General features: G+C 60.4%; 19 protein-coding genes and 1 tRNA gene. 7 read left to right on the top strand and 13 right to left on the bottom strand.

All coding sequences use genetic code 11. The features are described from left to right. Positions 1-28: 28 nt before the first annotated feature. The 3 genes from glmU to pcsA form a co-directional block, all read right to left on the bottom strand. Positions 29-1,405 carry a bifunctional UDP-N-acetylglucosamine diphosphorylase/glucosamine-1-phosphate N-acetyltransferase GlmU gene (gene glmU / locus NN662_RS09440; protein WP_261930029.1) on the bottom strand — a complete coding sequence of 459 codons (1,377 nt, stop codon included), beginning with the start codon at positions 1,403-1,405 and terminating at the stop codon, positions 29-31. Positions 1,406-1,561: 156 nt separating this feature from the next. Continuing rightward, entirely contained in the window at positions 1,562-2,632 is a 1,071-nt protein-coding gene (locus NN662_RS09435; RefSeq protein ID WP_261930028.1) for a BMP family ABC transporter substrate-binding protein, read from the bottom strand. Between the two features lie 106 nt (positions 2,633-2,738). Beyond that, the gene (gene pcsA / locus NN662_RS09430) at positions 2,739-3,470 is read right to left on the bottom strand and encodes a phosphatidylcholine synthase (protein WP_261930027.1); all 732 of its coding nucleotides are present in this window, start codon (positions 3,468-3,470) and stop codon (positions 2,739-2,741) included. A 225-nt stretch (positions 3,471-3,695) separates the two neighbouring features. On the opposite strand from pcsA, the gene NN662_RS09425 reads away from it, so the two are divergent. Beyond that, complete coding sequence (locus NN662_RS09425; protein WP_261930026.1) at positions 3,696-4,901, top strand: UbiH/UbiF family hydroxylase; 1,206 nt, start codon at positions 3,696-3,698, stop codon at positions 4,899-4,901. Here the strand turns inward: NN662_RS09425 and NN662_RS09420 are convergent. Together NN662_RS09420 and NN662_RS09415 are read right to left on the bottom strand one after the other, a co-directional pair. After that, the gene (locus tag NN662_RS09420; RefSeq protein ID WP_261930025.1) at positions 4,878-5,840 is read right to left on the bottom strand and encodes an AEC family transporter; all 963 of its coding nucleotides are present in this window, start codon (positions 5,838-5,840) and stop codon (positions 4,878-4,880) included. The genes NN662_RS09425 and NN662_RS09420 overlap by 24 nt on opposite strands. Before the next feature lie 44 nt (positions 5,841-5,884). Further along, positions 5,885-6,631 carry a cytochrome c biogenesis CcdA family protein gene (locus NN662_RS09415; RefSeq protein ID WP_261931917.1) on the bottom strand — a complete coding sequence of 249 codons (747 nt, stop codon included), beginning with the start codon at positions 6,629-6,631 and terminating at the stop codon, positions 5,885-5,887. 237 nt (positions 6,632-6,868) lie between these two features. Here NN662_RS09415 and NN662_RS09410 point away from each other — a divergent pair. The 4 genes from NN662_RS09410 to NN662_RS09395 all read left to right on the top strand — a co-directional run bounded on the left by NN662_RS09410 (position 6,869) and on the right by NN662_RS09395 (position 9,460). Then, positions 6,869-6,944: transfer RNA gene (locus tag NN662_RS09410), tRNA-Lys, on the top strand. Positions 6,945-7,299: 355 nt separating this feature from the next. Continuing rightward, positions 7,300-7,881 (top strand): hypothetical protein, encoded by a 582-nt coding sequence (locus tag NN662_RS09405; RefSeq protein WP_261930024.1) that lies wholly within the window; start codon positions 7,300-7,302, stop codon positions 7,879-7,881. A 275-nt stretch (positions 7,882-8,156) separates the two neighbouring features. Continuing rightward, on the top strand, positions 8,157-9,239 hold the full coding sequence (locus tag NN662_RS09400; RefSeq protein WP_261930023.1) for a cytochrome P450: 1,083 nt from the start codon (positions 8,157-8,159) through the stop codon (positions 9,237-9,239). Continuing rightward, positions 9,236-9,460 (top strand): phosphopantetheine-binding protein, encoded by a 225-nt coding sequence (locus NN662_RS09395; RefSeq protein ID WP_261930022.1) that lies wholly within the window; start codon positions 9,236-9,238, stop codon positions 9,458-9,460. Before NN662_RS09400 ends, NN662_RS09395 begins: the two co-directional genes overlap by 4 nt. 11 nt (positions 9,461-9,471) lie before the next feature. On the opposite strand, the gene NN662_RS09390 is transcribed toward NN662_RS09395, so the two are convergent. The 8 genes from NN662_RS09390 to NN662_RS09355 form a co-directional block, all read right to left on the bottom strand. Beyond that, a complete protein-coding gene (locus NN662_RS09390) occupies positions 9,472-10,035 on the bottom strand; it encodes a hypothetical protein (RefSeq protein WP_261930021.1) in 564 nt (187 codons plus the stop codon). 274 nt (positions 10,036-10,309) lie between these two features. Further along, a complete protein-coding gene (gene sufA, locus NN662_RS09385; RefSeq protein ID WP_261930020.1) occupies positions 10,310-10,696 on the bottom strand; it encodes a Fe-S cluster assembly scaffold SufA in 387 nt (128 codons plus the stop codon). A 76-nt stretch (positions 10,697-10,772) separates the two neighbouring features. Continuing rightward, positions 10,773-11,153 carry an SUF system Fe-S cluster assembly protein gene (locus tag NN662_RS09380; RefSeq protein WP_261930019.1) on the bottom strand — a complete coding sequence of 127 codons (381 nt, stop codon included), beginning with the start codon at positions 11,151-11,153 and terminating at the stop codon, positions 10,773-10,775. A 10-nt stretch (positions 11,154-11,163) separates the two neighbouring features. Beyond that, positions 11,164-12,408, bottom strand: coding sequence for a cysteine desulfurase (locus NN662_RS09375; RefSeq protein ID WP_261930018.1), 1,245 nt, complete (start codon positions 12,406-12,408; stop codon positions 11,164-11,166). 16 nt (positions 12,409-12,424) lie between these two features. Beyond that, a complete protein-coding gene (gene sufD / locus NN662_RS09370; RefSeq protein WP_261930017.1) occupies positions 12,425-13,702 on the bottom strand; it encodes a Fe-S cluster assembly protein SufD in 1,278 nt (425 codons plus the stop codon). A gap of 33 nt (positions 13,703-13,735) precedes the next feature. Then, positions 13,736-14,488 carry a Fe-S cluster assembly ATPase SufC gene (gene sufC, locus NN662_RS09365; RefSeq protein WP_261930016.1) on the bottom strand — a complete coding sequence of 251 codons (753 nt, stop codon included), beginning with the start codon at positions 14,486-14,488 and terminating at the stop codon, positions 13,736-13,738. Positions 14,489-14,697: 209 nt separating this feature from the next. Further along, positions 14,698-16,167, bottom strand: coding sequence for a Fe-S cluster assembly protein SufB (sufB, locus tag NN662_RS09360; protein WP_261930015.1), 1,470 nt, complete (start codon positions 16,165-16,167; stop codon positions 14,698-14,700). A gap of 157 nt (positions 16,168-16,324) precedes the next feature. After that, entirely contained in the window at positions 16,325-17,491 is a 1,167-nt protein-coding gene (locus tag NN662_RS09355; protein WP_261930014.1) for a cysteine desulfurase family protein, read from the bottom strand. Between the two features lie 221 nt (positions 17,492-17,712). Between NN662_RS09355 and NN662_RS09350 the strand changes: the two genes are divergently transcribed. Continuing rightward, positions 17,713-18,390, top strand: coding sequence for an alpha/beta hydrolase (locus NN662_RS09350; protein WP_261930013.1), 678 nt, complete (start codon positions 17,713-17,715; stop codon positions 18,388-18,390). A 172-nt stretch (positions 18,391-18,562) separates the two neighbouring features. Next, positions 18,563-19,816: a tyrosine--tRNA ligase gene (gene tyrS, locus NN662_RS09345; protein WP_261930012.1), complete on the top strand. Its 1,254-nt coding sequence runs from the start codon at positions 18,563-18,565 to the stop codon at positions 19,814-19,816. The last annotated feature ends 12 nt before the right edge of the window (positions 19,817-19,828 follow it).

The raw sequence follows: 19,828 nt of genomic DNA, 5'->3' as shown, positions 1-19,828 counted from the left end.
GGACAAATTGCCTCCGTCACTGCTGACCTTAGCGGCCGGCATCCTTCGCGGCTTTCTTGGCGGCCTTGATGGCAAGGTTGCGCTCGCGGATCACGGTCGCCCGACCCGGCTTCACCTCCTGGCGGGCGCGGCCGAGCGCGAGCGCTTCGTCGGGAACGTTCTCCGTGATCACGCTGCCCGAAGCGACAAGCGCATTCGCGCCGATATTGACCGGGGCGACAAGCGCGGAGTTGGACCCTATGAATGCCCCTGCCCCGATATCCGTATGGTGCTTGTTCACCCCGTCGTAATTGCAGGTGATTGTGCCGGCGCCGATATTCGCATCGGCCCCGACGGACGCGTCGCCGATATAGCTCAGGTGGTTGACCTTGGCGCCCTTGCCGATATCGGCATTCTTCACCTCGCAGAAATTTCCGACCTTCGACCCTTCCGCCAGATCCGCGCCCGGCCGCAACCGCGCAAACGGCCCGACCGACGCCCCGGCCGAAACATGTGCGCCCTCGATATGCGAGAATGCATGGATCACCGCGCCGCCATCGATCGTCACACCCGGGCCGAACACGACGTTGGGCTCGATCAGCGCGTCCTGGCCGATCTCGGTGTCATAGGCGAGAAACACGGTTTCCGGGGCAATCATCGTCACGCCGGAGACCATGAGTTCATGGCGACGGCGCTCCTGCCAGAAGCGTTCGATCATCGCCAGTTCGGCGCGGTTGTTGCAGCCGGCGAGCTCTGCCTCCGGCGCATCGACCACCGATGTCCGGCCGCCGAGTGAGCGGGCGATCTCGACGAGGTCCGTCAGGTAATACTCACCCTTGGCGTTCTGGTTACCTATCCGGCTGAGAAGTTCAATCGCCTTCCGGCCGTTGATCGCCATCAGGCCGCTGTTGCAGCGGGTGATCTTTCGCTCCTCGTCGGTCGCATCCTTTTCCTCGCGGATCGCCAGAAGCTCACCCTTTTCGACGATCAGCCGGCCATAGCCGGTCGGCTTGGCCGTCTCGAATCCGATGACGACGACGTCATTGCCGGCGGCAAGCCCCTCGCGGGCTGCGAGAAACGGCGCGGCAGTCACCAGCGGCACGTCGCCATAGGTCACGAGAATATCGTCATAGCCACGCGCGATCGCGTCGCGTGCCGAAAGCACAGCATGTCCGGTTCCAAGCCGCTCGGTCTGCAGGAACGCCTCGACGGACAAGCCTTCGACCGAGGCTGCCTTGGTCACCTCATCGGCATTGCGGCCGACCACCAGAGCCGCATCCGCAATCCCGGTGGCGGCCACTGCGGCCATCACATGGGCAATCATCGGGCGCCCGGCAATCGGATGCAGGACCTTCGATTTGCTCGATTTCATCCGCGTGCTGTCGCCGGCGGCAAGGACGATCGCGAGACAGGTACGGTCGTTCATTCTCTCTTCTCCGAATTGATCGTTCGCCACATGCCCGTGGGCGGGATGAAACCCGACAGTCATTCGACAGGCCGCCGGGATTGATAGCAACAGAATTAGGTTGTCGCTAAGGGAATTCTAAGGTGACGACTGGACCGCTGAGGCGATTGCCGCACGTCAGTGCGGCATCTCGCCTTCCACGCCCTGGACCAGGAAATTCAGCCCCAGAAGCGTGCGGTCGTCTGCCGTCTCGCCATCCGGAAGCCAGAGACTGCCATCCTGCTTGTGGATAGGCCCGCTGAAAGGCTTGAGCTCCCCGGACTTGATCTTCTTCTCGGTCGCCTCGGCCATCGCCTTCACGTCGTCCGGCATGTTGGTGTAGGGCGCCATCGTCAGAATACCGTCGGCCAACCCTTCCCAGCTCCGCTGCGCCTCCCACTTGCCGTCGAGAAAGGCCTGGACGCGGCGGATATAATAGGCGCCCCAGGTGTCCATGATCGCCGACAGCTGCGCATGCGGACCGACCGAGATCATGTCGGAGGCCTGGCCGAACGCCTTGACGCCCATTTCCTCGGCCACCTGCATCGGCGCGGCGCTATCGGTGTGCTGGGTGATGACGTCGGCGCCCTCGGATATCAGCGCCTTGGTCACATCGGCCTCGACGCCGGGATCGAACCAAGCATTGGCCCAGCCGACTTTCAGCTTGAACTCAGGATTGACGGAACGGGCGCCGAGAAGGAACGCATCGATCCCGCGGATGACCTCGGGAATCGGAAAGGACGCGACATAGCCTGCGACACCGCTCTTCGAAACCTTGGCCGCTATCTGGCCGGCGATGTAGCGCCCCTCGTAGAAACGCGAGGTATAGGTGGCGACATTGCCTGAGACCTTGTAGCCGCTGGCATACTCGAACCTTACGTCCGGAAAGTCCGCAGCCACCTTCAAGACCGGCTCCATGAAGCCGAATGAGGTTGCGAAGATCATCTGGCAGTCGGAAGCGGCCTGCTTCTGAATGACGCCCTCGGCCTCCGGACCCTCGAGAATGTTCTCCAGGTAGGTCGTCTCGATCTTGTCGCCGAACTTCTCCTGCAGCGCCTGCCGACCCTGCTCGTGGGCCTGGCTCCAGGCACCGTCGGTCTTGGACCCGGCATAGATGAAACAGATCTTCGGCTTGTCATCGGCCCGTGCCGCCGTCATCCCCAAGCTCCCGCAAGCAAGGACCAGCAGCGTGACAATTATCTTCCTCATACCCTCTCCCGCTAGCGTCTGCGGTCGGCGGAATATCCCGCCATACAATCGGAATCTCGCAACAAACTAAGCATTATCAGTGTGGCGAGAAGTGGTTTTTCCTGGTCTAGACTGACTTTTTCCCGAGATTCGGAAAGAATTGCAGTACCGCTCCGATCACGTAGAGGTAGATACCACAAGCGATGAACAACCACACCATCCAGGATGCCATTTCGAAATGCCTGAGAAGCGATATGCCGCCCAACAGGCACCAGAGCAGGAATATGCCGAGATTGAGCGGCCGGAGCCGCTCGACCCGAACGGGATGCAGGAAGTTGATCGGCAGGAAGGTCAGGATCACCGAGACGAAGATCACCACCATGGCGGCATTCTCGCTGGCATCCACCACGAACAGCGAAAAGATGACCATGTTCCACACGACCGGGAAGCCGGAGAAGAAATTCTCCTCGGTCTTCATGCCCATGTCGGCGTAATAGATTGCGCTCGACATGACGATCGCGCCGGCTGCCACGAAGGACCAGGGTTCGCCGATCATGTGCTTCTGGTAGAGCGCGAAGGCCGGCAGCAGCACATAGGTGACGTAGTCGATGACGTTGTCCAGCATCGTGCCCGACCAGTTCGGCAGGACCTCCTTCACCTTCAGCTTGCGGGCGATCGGTCCGTCGATGCCGTCGACAGCGAGCGCCAGCCCGAGCCACCAGAACATGTCGATGAAGCGCAGTTCCGCCGCCGCCACGACGCCGAGAAAGGCCAGAAACGAGCCGGACGCCGTCAGGATATGGACGGAGAACGCCCGGATTTCCGCATAGGGCACCCGCCTGTAGTTGAAGATCTTCATGTTCGCCGTTCCCACCCTTTTTCGGCCGGCACTTCGAGGACAGGGCCCCGAAGTCCACACATGTGAGTCCTGATACTGTATTTGCCTGTAACGTACAGCACAAAAATGAATCGGGCCAAGGGGATACAATCTGACGGCTGCGCCGTTCCGCCCCATGGATTTGCGCACCGGCCGGCGCTAAATAGAGGCAATATGCGGAAGAGACGAAAGTGACAGGTGGCGGTCATGAGCGATTATGAAATCGGTGTTATCGGAGCCGGCCCGGCGGGTTCGCTGGCAGCGCTGGCGTTGGCCAGGGCGGGCCGCAAGGTGGCGTTCGTTGCGCCGCCGGCGAACCGGGATGACAGGCGCACCACGGCGCTCATGGACCAGTCCATTGCCTTCATCGACCGTCTCGGCATCTGGCAGGACCTGAAGGCGCAGTCCGCCGGTCTCAAGCACATGCGGATCATCGACGGCACGGACCGTCTCCTGCGCGCACCGGTCGTTTCCTTCCGTGCCGGCGACATCGATCTTGAGGCATTCGGGTACAATTTCCCCAACAGCGCGCTCAACGCCATCCTTGAAACGGCGATCGCCGCCGAGCCCAATATCGAGCGGCTGACGGCGAAGGCGCAGGCGATCGACATCACCGATGCGGCCGTGGCCGTCACCCTTGACGACGGAAGTGCGTTCGTGGCCGACTTCGTCGTCGGCGCCGACGGCCGCAATTCGCTGGTTCGCACCAGCGCCGGCATAGGCAGCCGCACATGGTCCTACCCGCAATCGGCAATCGTGCTGAATTTCGCCCACGATCGGCCGCATGAAAACATCTCGACGGAATTTCACACCGAAACGGGACCATTCACGCAGGTTCCCCTGCCCGGCGGCAAGCGATCGAGCCTTGTCTGGGTGGTGAAGCCCGAGCAGGCGGACGATCTGATGGCTCTTCCGCTGGATGCACTCAGCCGCAAGGTCGAAGACCGCATGCAATCGCTGCTCGGACGCGTGTACGTCGAAGACGGCGTCCAGGCCTGGCCGCTCTCGGGCCTGATGGCCGACCGATTCGGCAAGGGCCGCATCGCGCTTGTCGGCGAAGCCTCCCACGTCTTTCCGCCGATCGGCGCCCAGGGCCTCAACCTCAGCCTGCGTGATGTGATCGCGCTGACCGACGCTCTGGCACCGTCTGGCAACAAGCCGGTTACCGCCGACGCCGGTACCCGTTTCGACTGGAAGCGCCGCGCCGACATCATGAGCCGGACCGCCAGCGTCGATCTCCTCAATCGCACTCTTCTCTCCGGTTTCCTGCCGGTACAGATGCTGCGCGCGGCCGGACTGCACGTGCTTGACACGGTTTCGCCGCTGCGCCACCTCGTGATGCGCGAAGGCGTACAGCCGGGCGGCGGGATATTCTCGCTTCCGAGAGCGTTACGGGAAAAGCTCGGGCGGTAACAGGCCGCTGTCGATCACGTAGAGCAGCGCCGTGACGCTGACGATCGAGAGCGTCGTAGTGATCAATACCGTCGCCGACGCCCGCTCCTGCCAGACCCCATATTGCTGGCCGATGACGAAGACATTGGTTGCCGTCGGCAGGGCGGCCAGAAGAACCGCCGAATAGATCCACGCCGGGTCGAAACCGCCGACGCTGGCGAGTGCCAGATAGACGACGATCGGATGCAGGATCAGCTTGGCCGGCACGATATAGTAGATTTCCGCAGGCACGCGCTTGACCGGCCTCAGCGCCAAGGTCACGCCCATGGCAAACAGCGCGCAGGGTGCGGCCGCCTGGGCGAGATAATTGACGAAATTCTGGAACGCGGCCGGCACCTGCAGACCGGAGGCCGCAACGACGAAGCCTGCGGCAGCCGACAGGATGAACGGGTGCAGGAAAACCTTCTGCGCGATCGCCACGACCAGTTGCAGCGGACCGCGCTTGTCATCGCCGGCCATCGCCATCATCGCCGGCGCCACGACGAAATGCAGCGCATTTTCAAAGCAGACGATCAGCGCCACGGGAACGGCCGCCTTTTCGCCGAATGCCAGCAGCGCGATCCCGGGCCCCATGTAGCCGATATTGCCGTAAGCCCCGGCAAACGACTGGATGGTGCAGTCGGCCAGTGAATTGCGCCGGATGATATAGCCGACGGCGAAGACCAGGATGAAGATCAGATAGGTCGCGCCGAGATCGGTCAGGATGAAGTCGAAACGCGTCAGCTCTTCGATCGGTGTGCCCGAAACCAGCTTGAAGAACAGCGCTGGCAGCGCGGCATAGATGATGAACGTGTTCATCCAGCCGAGCGCAGCCTGATCCTGCCTGGTGATCCGGGCCGCCACGAAGCCGACGATGATCAACCCGAAAAAAGGCGCCAGTAGTCCGACAATATTCCCCATGCGCTCGTCTTGCCTGCAATCATTCCGCGATCAACGGTAAGCAGTTAGCCGATTTGCGACAGGATTGGAAAGGTCGATTGGAACCAGATCGCCAGATCGCTGATATATCCGAGCATGAAGGCAAGGCCCGTGAGCACCAGGAGCGCGCCCATGACCTTCTCGACGAGGCCGAGATGCTTGCGGAAACGCGACAGGAACCGCATGAAGGCGCCCGAGAAGCTGGCTGCAATCCAGAACGGAATGGCAAGGCCAAGCGAATAGACGGCAAGCAGGAAGGCACCGTCGCCGACGGTGTCGCGCGAGGCGGCGACCCCGAGGATGGCACCGAGAACCGGCCCAATGCAGGGCGTCCAGCCGAAGGCGAACGCCAGTCCCATGATATAGGCGCCCGACAGCGTCGCCGGCTTGCCACCGCCCTGGAACCGTGCCTCACGCGCCAGGAAACCGAGCCGGAAGACACCGAGGAAATTCAGACCCATCACGACGATGATCAGACCGCCGATCTTGGCGAGGACATCGAGATGCTGGCGCAACAGCTGGCCGATGGTCGACGCCCCTGCCCCGAGCGCAACGAAGACCGTCGCAAATCCGAGCGTGAAGAACAGCGCCGACAGCATCACGGTGCGGCGCGTGGCCGATGCGGTCCCGTTCGCACCGCCGCGAAAATCCTCGACCGAAACGCCTGCCATGTAGCAGAGATACGGCGGCACCAGCGGCAGCACGCAGGGCGACAGGAAGGACAGAGCGCCGGCGAGGAGCGCACTCAGGAGCGAAATTTCAGCAATCGACACGGTAACCGGCTCCGGCAGTTCAGGCATTCACAATCCGGCCCGCTTCAAACAGGCCACGTCAAAGGCCTCAATAAAGCGTCGGACGATCACATGCCAGTCAACTTATTGCCACAGGCAAGAGGCCCAAAATGACCTTTGATTTTCGCCAGGCAAAATGCAATTTTATGGGTTGACCATATACCACCTCGCCAATATGTTCCGCGCCATTCCAGCGGGGGCCAGAATCCTTCGCCTTGGGAGCGCGTAGCTCAGCCGGTAGAGCAACTGACTTTTAATCAGTAGGTCCAGGGTTCGAATCCCTGCGCGCTCACCATTTCATGAATTTCTGCTTGAGATGTCCGGCGATGAGGGGATCGTCGCCGAAACTCGTTCAGCATCCACGTCGTCATATCTCGAGCGGTCACGAGGTCGTCTTGTTTGGAATGCGGAATTTGCGGCGGCTTTCGAACAGTTTCGCACGCCTTCTGTTTAATGCCGTCGTCAGGCAGCATTCCGGGTCCGCGGATGAGGAAGGGTTTCAAAGAACATGGAAAACCCTCCAGAAATTCGAGCTGTTCAAGTTCTGTCTTCGCCACAGCCTGTTCACCGACAGACAAAGCACACTGCAGACCCAGATAATGGGCATGTACTCGAGGTACGCGCCCCATCTCTATGGTCAGGCCAGGAGCATGTCCTCGCCGACCATTGAGGAAATCCTGAGGGCAAATCGACCTCTGTTGATCGTGGACTTTCACCAGGGACATCCAGGCGTCACCAAAAGCCTGTGCGAGGCGGGCGTGGAACATTACAGGGTCGTGGCCGACCCCGACTATGTGCGGTCCAAAGCCCGCAGCATCGGCCTTGATGAAACCCTCATTCATTCGGTACGAAGGAACGCCGGCAGCCTCGTCTTTCTCAGGAGCGCGGCAAGGAACAAGCGGGTAATTTGCTGTTCTATCGATTTCAAATGGCAAGACGAATACAAATTCGTCAGCCCCGCAGTCTTGGAGGTTGCCCGCCTGAACGCCATACCCGTCGTCTTTCTCAAGTCTCATGTCGATGAAGATGGGCGGATGCACCTGCTCCATTCTGCGGTCATGCAGATCGACGATGCGGTTGCAGCTGCGGAGGCGATGATCGAATTCTTCAATACGGCAGCCGGCGACAGACGATCCATGAGCGTTGCGAAATATCGCAAGCAAAAGCGCAACAAGCGGTCAAGCATCTCCAACCCGCCGCCGGCGCATTTTCTCGACTCCGACTTCAGATGAAGGCGCATCGGCGCCGCCTGCAGGAGTGGGACGTTCCCTCCACCCCTGACCGTGCCCTCCCCTGTGATCCGCCCATGATCAGCGGCTCAAGCAACACAAGTTCGGCGGAAGGCATGGCGATTAGATCGGGTATCTACCCAATAATGGTCCCATTGGCTGACCCAAATTTTATGCTTTAATATCTTAATCCTTTTAATATTGAATATCTGCGTTCGAAGATTTCGACCGGCGCCGAAACCGTCTGCTTCTTTCTTTCGTGACAGGAATAGCATCTGATGATTTCATTGGACGCATATAAATTCATTAATATGGCCATTGCCGCTCGGCCACCGATTGTCACAGACAAAATTCAAGACGGATCAGAAGAACATGCCGTCTTTGCAGGCGGCAACGAACGCATCATCGTCATTCGCAGTGAACGGTTATGCCGCGCCGTCTTGACCAGTCACGCCTTCCACCAGCCGCGTATAGCCGGTGCAATTGCCCAGGTATTGAAGTCTGAAGAGGCATCCATTTCGATCGTCGAGCATTTTCTGAATCAAAATCCGATGCAGAAGGACGGTAAAGAACATTCGGTACCGCGTCAGACGTTCATGGCAGCCCTGACAGAAGCGGAGGCAGCAGTCGCTCCCCTTCTGTCCGATCTCGCGCAACAGATATTTGCGACGGCATCTGCAAAGCCGGAGAAGCTGTCCCTTCAATACCTCGCTGGAGATTATGTTGACGGGGCAATCGCGTTGATCATTCGACATCATTTGGGCGAAGATCTGAGGCCGGACACCTGGAGCGGGAGCGCTTCAAGCATAATGGAATTCTTCCATTCCCGGTCGCAGCTCAAGGAGAAGGAAATACAGGTCAAAAACCTCGTGCGGGAAATAGCCCGGACCGGGAAAGAGGACATAACCCCACTTCTCCTGAGCTACGTTCTCCAAGGGCGCGACCCGCTCATCGGCACGCTGTCGGCATTCAGTCTCTGGCTTGCGTCGCTACCGACTGACGAAAGAGCCAGCCAGATAAGATCCCTCGGTCCCCGCCAGATGTTCGCCAGATCGGCGCCGGTCAATTACATCAGCCGGATTGCCGTTGCCGGGACGAAAATCGGAGACATCGAAATTCTCCCCGGCGACCAGATTATTCTGATGCTTCCGTGGACGGTCGATTACGCCGCCACCAAGTCAGGAAGGAGCCTGGTGTTCGGAGCGGGGAAACATATTTGCGCCGGCCAGGCTCTGTCTCTCCAGCTTGCGAGCCACTGGATCACGGCCGTTCAGTCAGCCCACGAAAACATCAACTGGGGCAACTTGCCCAGACCTGAAATGCTCCCATCGGTTTTCCTGCAATTCAAAGGTGCAACGTGACCGCCACCAAGAGTGAATTCGACTCGTTTCTGCAGACCTATCTCAATGCGTCGGAGATACGCATGGACATTTCCAAGCCGCTGAAATCCTCAGGAATGGACTCCCTGGAACTTGTGGAGTTCATCATGTTGGTTGAAGAAGAATTCAACGTCACCATAGACGTCAACAAGATCGACAAGGACAAGGATATCAGCCAATTTCATGAATTGCTGAGTTCATAGACAGCAGGCTGTCACCTCTGGAATTTTGATATCGTGAAACTCCGCCTGTCCCCCGGGGTGGAATTGAAAAAGCGGATTGCCGAGGCCAGGGATTGCTCCGCATCCTGACCATTGGGGCACATCATGTAGTTGAGATGAATTACCCCATCCTCCGTGACATGGGTCTTGCAAAAGACGACCGGGATCGAAATTCGTTCCATCACAACCACCATTGCGGGGCTGAGATACTCGTACTTGCCGCTCGACTTGAAATCGACCGAGCAGCAGACAACATTGCGCTGCAGTGCGAGTGTCCTCAGTTGAGCGAGGCTGGCGACAGATCGTTCCACGAAATGAACCACGGACAAATCGAATCCCAGAGAGCGCACTTTCTGCTCCATCTGCGGCACGTTTGCGACCAGCCGATAATGCTCAATGCCCAGAGAACAAAGGCACTTGGTCACGCCGGTATGCCGTTGATGGAAATCCATGACGGCAAGAGGTCCGCCGCCGGCGAGAAGCGAAATCAGCTCCGCAGGAACGACGGTCTTGACCGACGCGTACAATCCTGGGGCAAAATCGCAGTACATGCCCATCAGGTCCGTCCGGATACAGGACCCGCGCTGAGCATAATACCCGTTTCTCAATGCCCAGAGAAACGGCCTTGTCTTGAGGAGAAGGAACCATGTGCGCTCAAACGCAACTCGCGGTTCCCGGTGACGCTGGGTGAAAATAACGAGGCGAAACACATGCCGTGTCAGGCTGCTTAGCAGGCGGCGAAGTTTTCGTTCCAGGTTCACAGCCGTTCCGTCGTCCTGCGGTTACAGAGGGCAACCGTTGCACCAATGGCATGCAGCAGAATAGCCGGGATTAAGCCCCGGCCCCTTCCCGCTGGCGTGCCAGTTCGGCGAGGTCGGCGGCCTTCAGTTCGACGGATTCGCCGCAGCCGCAGGCGGACCTCTGGTTGGGGTTGCGGAAGGTGAATCCGGAGCGGAGCGTCGTGACTTCATAGTCCATCTCGGTGCCGAGCAGGTAGAGGACGGCAGACGGATCGATCCAGACGCTGGCGCCGTTGCGGCTGACCTTGTCGTCCTTCGGATCGGGCTCGCGCACGAGATCAACCGAATACTCCATCCCGGCACAGCCGCCCTTCTTGATGGAAACGCGGATGCCCTTGGCGTCGGGGCCGCTGTTGCCGACGATCGCGTTCACACGGTCGGCTGCCGCATCGGTCAGGGTGATGACTTCGAATGCCATTCTGTCTGCTCCTTCCACGACCGGGTTCAAGGCCCGGTGCTTCCGTTTCAAGATGTAGGCGTCGGCCGGCGGTGGATCAATACCAGCCGAGCGCGACCTGCGCCTCTTCCGACATGCGGTCCGGCGACCACGGCGGATCGAACGTCATTTCCACTTCAACGCCCGAAACGCCTTCGACGGCGCCAACGGCGTTTTCCACCCAGCCGGGCATTTCGCCGGCGACCGGGCAGCCGGGCGCCGTCAGCGTCATGACGATCTTGACCATGCGGTCATCTTCGATGTCGACCTTGTAGATCAGCCCGAGTTCGAAGATGTCGGCCGGGATTTCCGGATCATAGACCGTCTTCAGCGCCGCGATTATGTCATCGGACAGCCTGGCGATCTCCTCCGAAGGGATCGTCGAGGTCACGATGCCGTCGCGGGCATCCCATTTTTCTTCCGTTCCGGTCTCACTCATCAACATCACCTCAGGCGAAGAAATTGCGGGCATATTCGAGCGCCTCGGCCAGCGCGTCGACCTCCGCCCTTGTATTGTAGAGGCCAAACGAGGCCCGGCAAGTGGATGTCACGCCGAAGCGCTTCAGCAAGGGCTGGGCACAATGGGTGCCGGCGCGAACGGCGACGCCCCGCCGGTCGATCACCATCGACACATCATGGGCGTGAATGCCTTCGAGCTCAAAGGAGAATATTCCGCCCTTGTCCGGCGCCGTGCCAAATATTTTCAGCGAGTTGATCGCCGACAGCTGGCTCTGTGCGTAGGCGGCCAGATCGGCCTCATGCGCGGCGATCGACGCACGGCCGATCGATTCCATGTAATCGAGCGCATAGCCGAGACCGATCGCCTGCACGATCGGCGGCGTTCCGGCCTCGAAACGGTGCGGCGGCTCGTTGTAGCTCACGGCACCTTCCGAGACGTCGAGGATCATCTCGCCGCCGCCCTGGAACGGCCGCATGGCGGCAAGCCGCTCCTTCTTGCCATAGAGCACGCCGATGCCCGACGGACCGTAAAGCTTGTGGCCGGTCATCACATACCAGTCGCAATCGATATCGCGAACGTCGACCGGCATGTGGACGGCGCCCTGCGAGCCGTCGATCAGAACCGGAATGCCGCGCTCATGGGCGATGCGGCAGATTTCCTTGACCGGAACGATGGTTCCCAGTGCATTGGACATGTGGGTGATCGCGACGAGCTTGGTCTTCTCCGTCAGCGACTTCTCGAAATCCTCGATATGGAAGGCGCCCGCTTCATCCACCGGCACCCAGACGAGCCTGGCGCCCTGTCGCTCGCGGATGAAATGCCACGGCACGATGTTGGAATGGTGTTCCATGATCGAGATGACGATCTCGTCGCCTTCGCCGATATTCGGCATGCCATAGCCATAGGCGACGGTGTTGATCGCTTCCGTCGAGGACTTGGTGAAAACGATCTCGTCGACCGATGAGGCATTCAGGAAGCGGCGCACCTTTTCGCGCGCCGCCTCATAGGCGTCGGTCGCGGCATTGGAGAGAAAATGCAGCCCGCGGTGCACGTTCGCATATTCGTCCGAATAGGCGTGCGAGATCGCGTCGATCACGACTTTCGGCTTCTGGGCCGATGCGCCGTTGTCGAGATAGACCAGCGGCTTGCCGTAGACCGTCTTAGAGAGGATCGGAAAATCCTTCCGGATCGCCTCGACGTCGTAAGGTCCGCTCATGGGTGCCATCTGGTCCATCCTGCTTATCGCTTCCTCAGGCCCGCTGTTCCAGCCAGCTGTCGATGACGCCTTCCAGCGCCTCGACGATGGCCTCGTCTTCCAGTTCCTCGACGATCTCGGCGACGAACGCCTTGATCAGCAGGCCGCGCGCCTTCGCTTCGGAGATGCCGCGGGCCATGAGGTAGAAGAGATGCGTGTGGTCGATGTCGGCAACGGTGGCGCCATGTGCGCACTGCACGTCGTCGGCGAAGATCTCGAGCTCCGGCTTGACCGAAAACTCGCCGTCATCCGACATGAGCAGCGTGTTGCAGGCCATGCGGGCATCGGTCTTCTGCGCATCCGGCGCAACGCGGATCTGGCCCTGGAAAACGCCGCGAGCATTGTCGAACACCACGTTGCGGATGACTTCCGTCGAGGTCGTGTTCGGCAGGTCATGACCGAGCGTCAGCGTCACGTCCGTATGGGTGGCATCGCCGAGCAGGTTGACGCCGCGCAGCTTCAGGTCGGCGCCCTCGCCGGTCGTCACGCCATGGATTTCCTGGCGCACGAGCTTGCCGCCCACATTCAGCACGAACAGAAACAGCTTGGAATCCTTGCCGAGATCTATGTTGATCTGGCCGAGATGGGTGTCGTCAGCGCCCTGCGCCTGGACGATGATCCAGGTGACCTCGGCGCCGTCTTCGAGCTTGATGTCACTGACCGATGACACGAGGGCCGCAGACGCTCCATCGGCCGAGATGTGACGCTCTACAACGGTCGCCTTGGCGCCGGCACCAAAGGTCGCGGCGATCCGGCCGTGAACCTGGCCGCCGGCATGCACCGACTGCAGCTCGATCGGCTGATCGACTTCCGCACCGGCTGCGACGTCGACGATCAGTCCGTCACGGACGAAAGCACCATTGATCCGGCCAATCGCGTCATCTGCGTCAGAGACGGAAAGCGCTTCGGCGGCCGAGCCGCTTGCCAGCGCCGCGGCATAGGCCTTGATGGCCACGCCGTCGATCGCACCGTCGAGTGCGGCCTTGCCCTGAACGATCGCCTGCACCGAGGCTCCGGCGACCAGCGGCGCGGCCACGGCAGCACTTTCGTCGCCGGCACTTGCCGGGACGGACTTCAGCAGCGTCTTCAGGTCGGTATAATGCCAGGCCTCGATCCGGCGGGTCGGCAGACCGGCCAGCTTCAGCTCGTGCATCAGCCGGTCACGCGTCGACGTCACCGCGCCGTCGCCCGGCAGCTGGCCGAACAGACCGCCATAGGCTTCGATCAGCGCCGTTTCGGCGGCCGTCAGCCTGGTCTGAGCTTGCATGTTCATGATCAAAATCCTTGTACCGTTTCCGCTCGGGCCTCAGGCCGCCTCAATGATGTCGGCGTAGCCGTTGGCTTCCAGATCGTGGGCCAGCGTCTTGTCGCCGGACTTGATGATCTGCCCCTTGTAGAGAACGTGGACGGTGTCCGGCACGATGTAGTCGAGCAGGCGCTGGTAGTGGGTGATGACGATCACGGCGCGGTCGGGCGAACGCAGTGCGTTGACGCCGTCGGCGACGATCTTCAGGGCGTCGATGTCGAGACCGGAATCGGTTTCGTCCAGCACGCAGAGCTTCGGCTCAAGCAGAGCCATCTGCAGGATTTCAGCACGCTTCTTCTCACCGCCGGAGAAACCGACGTTCAGCGGACGGCGCAGCATTTCCGGCGCGATCTTGAGCTCTGCCGAAGCTTCCTTGACGCGGCGCATGAAGTCCGGCGTCGAAAGTTCCTCTTCGCCGCGCGCCTTGCGCTGCTCGTTCATTGCCACCTTCAGGAACTGCATGGTGGCGACACCGGGAATTTCGACCGGATACTGGAAGGCGAGGAAGATACCCTTGGCGGCGCGTTCGGCCGGGTCGAGTTCGAGAATGCTCTCGCCGTTGTAGAGAATGTCGCCATCGGTGACTTCATAGTCTTCGCGGCCCGAAAGGATGTAGGACAGCGTCGACTTGCCGGAGCCGTTCGGGCCCATAATGGCGGCCACTTCGCCAGCCTTGACCGTCAGGTTCAGGCCGCGGATGATTTCGGTGCCGTCTTCGGCGATGCGTGCGTGCAGGTTCTTGATTTCAAGCATGGTTGTTTCCTGTCTTCATGCGCGAGCAGGCTCAGCGCGATCTTCAGTTCAAATTCACAAAACGGTTCGAATGAAAGGGAGAATAGAGGCGGAGATGGCTCCGACCGCCAGCCCGACAACCAGGCGCATCATCCTTCCCGGAATTCTCTCCAGGAGAACGGCGAGACCGCCGCAGACAATCGCGTAGTATGTCAGGCCGACCGAATCCATTACCCCACGCTCCCCTCCAGAGAGATGCCGATCAGCTTCTGCGCCTCGACGGCGAATTCCATCGGCAGTTCCTGGATGACTTCGCGCACGAAGCCGTTGACGATCAGCGCGATCGCCGCTTCTTCCGGAATGCCGCGCTGCAGGCAGTAGAACAGCTGGTCTTCGGAGATCTTCGACGTGGTCGCCTCGTGCTCGAACTGCGCCGTCGAGTTCTTCGCCTCGATATAGGGCACGGTGTGAGCGCCGCACTTGTCGCCGATCAGAAGACTGTCGCACTGGGTGAAGTTGCGGGCGTTCTCCGCCTTGCGGTGGGCCGACACCTGACCGCGATAGGTGTTCTGCGAGACGCCAGCGGAAATGCCCTTGGAGATGATGCGGCTCGACGTGTTCTTGCCGAGGTGGATCATCTTGGTGCCGCTGTCGACCTGCTGATGGCCGTTCGAAACGGCGATCGAGTAGAACTCGCCGCGCGAACCGTCGCCGCGCAGGATGCAGGACGGATACTTCCAAGTGATCGCCGAACCGGTTTCCACCTGCGTCCAGGAAATCTTGGAGTTCTTGCCGCGGCAATCGCCACGCTTGGTGACGAAGTTGTAGATGCCGCCCTTGCCGTCCTTGTCGCCAGGGAACCAGTTCTGGACGGTGGAATACTTGATCTCCGCATCATCCAGCGCAACGAGCTCGACGACAGCGGCATGCAGCTGGTTTTCGTCACGCTGCGGCGCTGTGCAGCCTTCCAGATAGGAGACGTAGGCGCCTTCTTCCGCGATGATGAGCGTGCGCTCGAACTGGCCGGTGTTCTTCTCGTTGATGCGGAAATAGGTGGAAAGCTCCATCGGGCAACGAACGCCCTTCGGCACGTACACGAAGGAACCGTCGGTGAAGACCGCCGAATTCAACGTCGCATAATAGTTGTCGGATACCGGCACGACGGTGCCGAGATACTTCTTCACCAGCTCGGGATGCTCGCGCATGGCTTCCGAGATCGACATGAAGATCACGCCGGCCTTCTTCAGCTCTTCCTTGAAAGTGGTGACGACCGAGACCGAATCGAAGACGGCATCGACCGCGATCTTCGACTTCTGCACGCCAGCGAGAATTTCCTGCTCTCTCAGCGGAATGCCGAGCTTCTCGTAGGTCGCCAGCAGCTCCGGATCGACTTCGTCGAGCGACTTCGGGCCGGCGGCCGATTTCGGCGCGGCATAGTAGTAGATGTCGTTGAAGTCGATCTTCGGATAATTGACGCGCGCCCAAGTGGGCTCTTCCATCGTCAGCCAGCGCTGATAGGCGGCAAGGCGCCATTCCAGCATCCACTCCGGCTCCTGCTTCTTGGCGGAAATGAAGCGGATGACGTCTTCCGACAGACCCTTGGGGGCCTTGTCGACTTCGATAAGTGTCTCAAAACCGTATTTGTACTGGTCGACATCGATCCGGCGCACCTGATCGATCGTTTCCTGAACGGCTACCATTCTCGTTCTCCAATCTCGCCGGGTCCAAGGTCCGGCAGCTTGTCAACGTTTGACGGCAGATGTGGCGATCTGCCCTCTATCTATTGTTCCGATACCGAGATTTCACCCTCTTGGGTGGAAGAAATCTGGCAATTCTCAATTTTTCTGCGTGCTGCCCTCAGGCCGCCTGCCCGGCCGGCTTGCGCCGCCCGGCGATTTTGCGAAAGGCGGCGAGCGCCGCCTCGATATCCTCGTCGGTGGTCGACGGACCGATGGAAAGACGCAGGGCGCCAAGGCGCGCATCCTTTCCCATGGCCACGAGCACGTGGCTCTCGCCGACTTTTCCCGACGAGCAGGCCGATCCGGCCGAAAGCGCAACGCCTTCGAGGTCGAATGCAATCTGCCCCGTCTCCGACTTCAGACCCGGTAAAGTAAAGAAGCTGGTATTGGCAACCCTTGTCTCGTCCTGACCGTGAATGATCACATCATTTGCCGCGTCGCGCATGCCGGCCTCGAGCCGATCACGCAACAGGCCGATGCGTTGATTGCGCTCGGTCAATTCGGCCCTGTTCTCTCTTGCGGCAACGCCGAAGCCGATGATGGCGGTCGAATTCTCCGTCCCCGAGCGGTGACCCTTTTCCTGGCCGCCGCCACGGATCAACGGCGCCGGCATCAGGATTTCGCCGCGCGTGACGAGCGCCCCCGCCCCCTTGGGGCCGCCGATCTTGTGCGACGACAGGATCAGGAAATCGGCGCCGAGGTCTGCCATGTCGACCGGAATACGGCCGACCGCCTGCACCGCATCAACGACAAGCATGCCGCCATGCGCCTTGACGATCTCGCTTGCCCGGGCGACCGGCTGCACGATACCTGTCTCATTGTTGACCAGCATCAACGCGACCAGCGGCAGCCCTTCCGCCTTGTCGTGAGCGGCAAGCAGATTTTCCAGCGCTTCGAGATCGATGACACCAGAAGACGTCACCGGCACTTCCGTCATCGCGCCCTTGGCAAAACGCCCACCCTCACCGATCGCCGGATGCTCGATTGCCGAGAAATAAAGCCGCCCTGCCTTCAAGGGTGTGCGCCCCATGCGAAAGTCGGGCGTCAGCACGAGATTGGCGGCCTCCGTAGCACCGCTCGTAAACGTCACATGCGCGGGTTCGGCGCCGACAAGTGCGGCCACCTGCCGACGCGCAGCTTCGATCGAAGCCCGCACCGCCCGGCCTTCGCCATGAACGGACGACGGGTTGGCGAACTGGGAAAGCGCCGCAACGACGGCGTCACGCGCTGCCGGCAACATCGGCGCGGTGGCGTTCCAGTCGAAATAATGCCGCGGGGCGACCATGGCTACACTTCCAGCGTTTAGACATTAACAGGCAAGACGGCGCATTTTTCTTGAATTTTCTGCAACGCTTGCCTTATGACACCTCAAAACCCGTTCTTGTGGCGGGAGAACAAGTTTCGAATGGTTCTAAACTAGCTTCTAGAAAAGTTGACTGACTTCGTCAAGTCAACTTTCGTCTGCGACGCCGGTTTTTGGATCGTGATTATGAAGCCGGAGTACAAATGCCTGAAGTAATTTTCAACGGCCCCGCCGGCCGTCTTGAAGGCCGCTACCAACCCTCCAAGGAAAAGAACGCCCCGATCGCCATCATCCTGCACCCGCACCCCCAGTTCGGCGGCACGATGAACAACCAGATCGTATACCAGCTGTTCTACATGTTCCAGAAGCGCGGCTTCACCACGCTCCGCTTCAACTTTCGGGGAATCGGCCGCAGCCAGGGCGAATTCGACCATGGCGCCGGCGAGCTCTCGGACGCCGCCTCGGCGCTCGACTGGGTGCAGAGCCTGCACCCGGATTCCAAGAGCTGCTGGGTCGCCGGCTACTCCTTCGGTTCCTGGATCGGCATGCAGCTTCTGATGCGCCGTCCAGAAATCGAGGGCTTCATGTCGATCGCACCGCAGCCCAACAGCTACGACTTCTCGTTCCTGGCGCCCTGCCCGTCGTCCGGCCTGATCATCAACGGCACGGCCGACAAGGTGGCGCCCGAGAAGGACGTCATCGGTCTCGTCGAGAAGCTGAAGGCGCAGAAGGGTATTCTGATCACCCACCGCACCGTCGAAGGCGCCAACCATTTCTTCAAGGACCGCGTCGATCAGCTGATGGCCGAATGCGAGGACTATCTCGACCGTCGCCTCGACGGCGAGCTGGTGCCGGAACCGGCGGCCAAGCGCATCCGCTAAGCCAATTGCATCGGAAGCGGCCGGCCGGGTAAAGACACCCCGCGCCGGCCGTTTTCATTTCATCACGGCTTGTCCTCGGCCGGCGAAACAGGTGCACATTTCAAAAAACAATGCTAAAGCCGCGCTCGTTTTCAGCCAAAAGCGCGACACCCAGTCACGAAAGAACCACGTTATGTCCGAGTTCAAGTCCGATTTTCTCCGCACCCTCTCCGAACGCGGCTTCATTCATCAGATTTCCGATGAAACTGGCCTCGACGATTTGCTCTGCAAGGAAACCGTGACCGCCTATATCGGCTTCGACCCGACGGCATCGAGCCTGCATGCAGGTTCTCTCATCCAGATCATGATGCTGCATTGGTTCCAGGCTACCGGCCACCGCGCCATATCCCTGATGGGCGGCGGAACCGGCATGGTCGGCGACCCGTCCTTCAAAGACGAGGCGCGGCAGCTGATGACGGTCGACATGATCGAGAACAACATCGCGTCCATCAAGCGCGTCTTCTCGAACTACCTGACCTACGGCGACGGCCCGAAAGACGCGTTGATGATCAACAACGCCGAATGGCTGCGCCCGCTGAATTACCTTGAATTCCTGCGCGATGTCGGCCGCCACTTCTCGGTCAACCGCATGCTCTCCTTCGACAGCGTCAAGACGCGACTCGACCGCGAGCAGTCGCTGTCCTTCCTCGAATTCAACTACATGATTCTGCAGGCCTACGACTTCGTCGAGTTGAGCAAGCGCTACGAATGCCGGCTGCAGATGGGCGGTTCGGACCAGTGGGGCAACATCGTCAACGGTATCGATCTCGGTCATCGCATGGGCACGCCGCAACTCTACGCCCTCACCTCGCCGCTCCTGACGACCTCTTCTGGCGCCAAGATGGGCAAGTCCGCGACGGGCGCCGTCTGGCTGAACCCGGACATGCTTTCGGCCTACGACTTCTGGCAATACTGGCGCAACACGGAAGATGCAGACGTCAGCCGCTTCCTCAAGCTCTACACCACCTTGCCGATGGACGAGGTTGCCCGGCTGTCGCAGCTAGGCGGCTCCGAAATCAACGAGGTGAAGAAGATCCTGGCGACGGAAGTCACGGCAATCCTGCACGGCCGCGCCGCCGCCGAAGAAGCAGCCGAAACCGCCCGCAAGACCTTCGAGGAAGGCGCGCTTGCCGACAACCTGCCGTCGATCGACGTGCCGGCGGCAGAGCTTGACGGCGGTCTCGGCATCCTGACGCTGCTGGTGCGCGCCGGCCTCGCCGGCTCCAACGGCGAAGCCCGCCGCCATATCCAGGGCGGCGCCGTCCGCATCAACGACAATCCGGTCAGCGACGACCGGATGACTGTCGGCTCGGCGGAAGTGACCGCAGATGGCGTGATCAAGGTCTCGCTCGGCAAGAAGAAGCACATTCTCGTCCGGCCGGCCTGATCCGCAGGATCA

The organism is Rhizobium sp. NRK18, from assembly GCF_024385575.1.
Lineage (GTDB): Bacteria > Pseudomonadota > Alphaproteobacteria > Rhizobiales > Rhizobiaceae > JANFMV01.
This window is presented reverse-complemented; position numbering and strand designations above follow the sequence as displayed.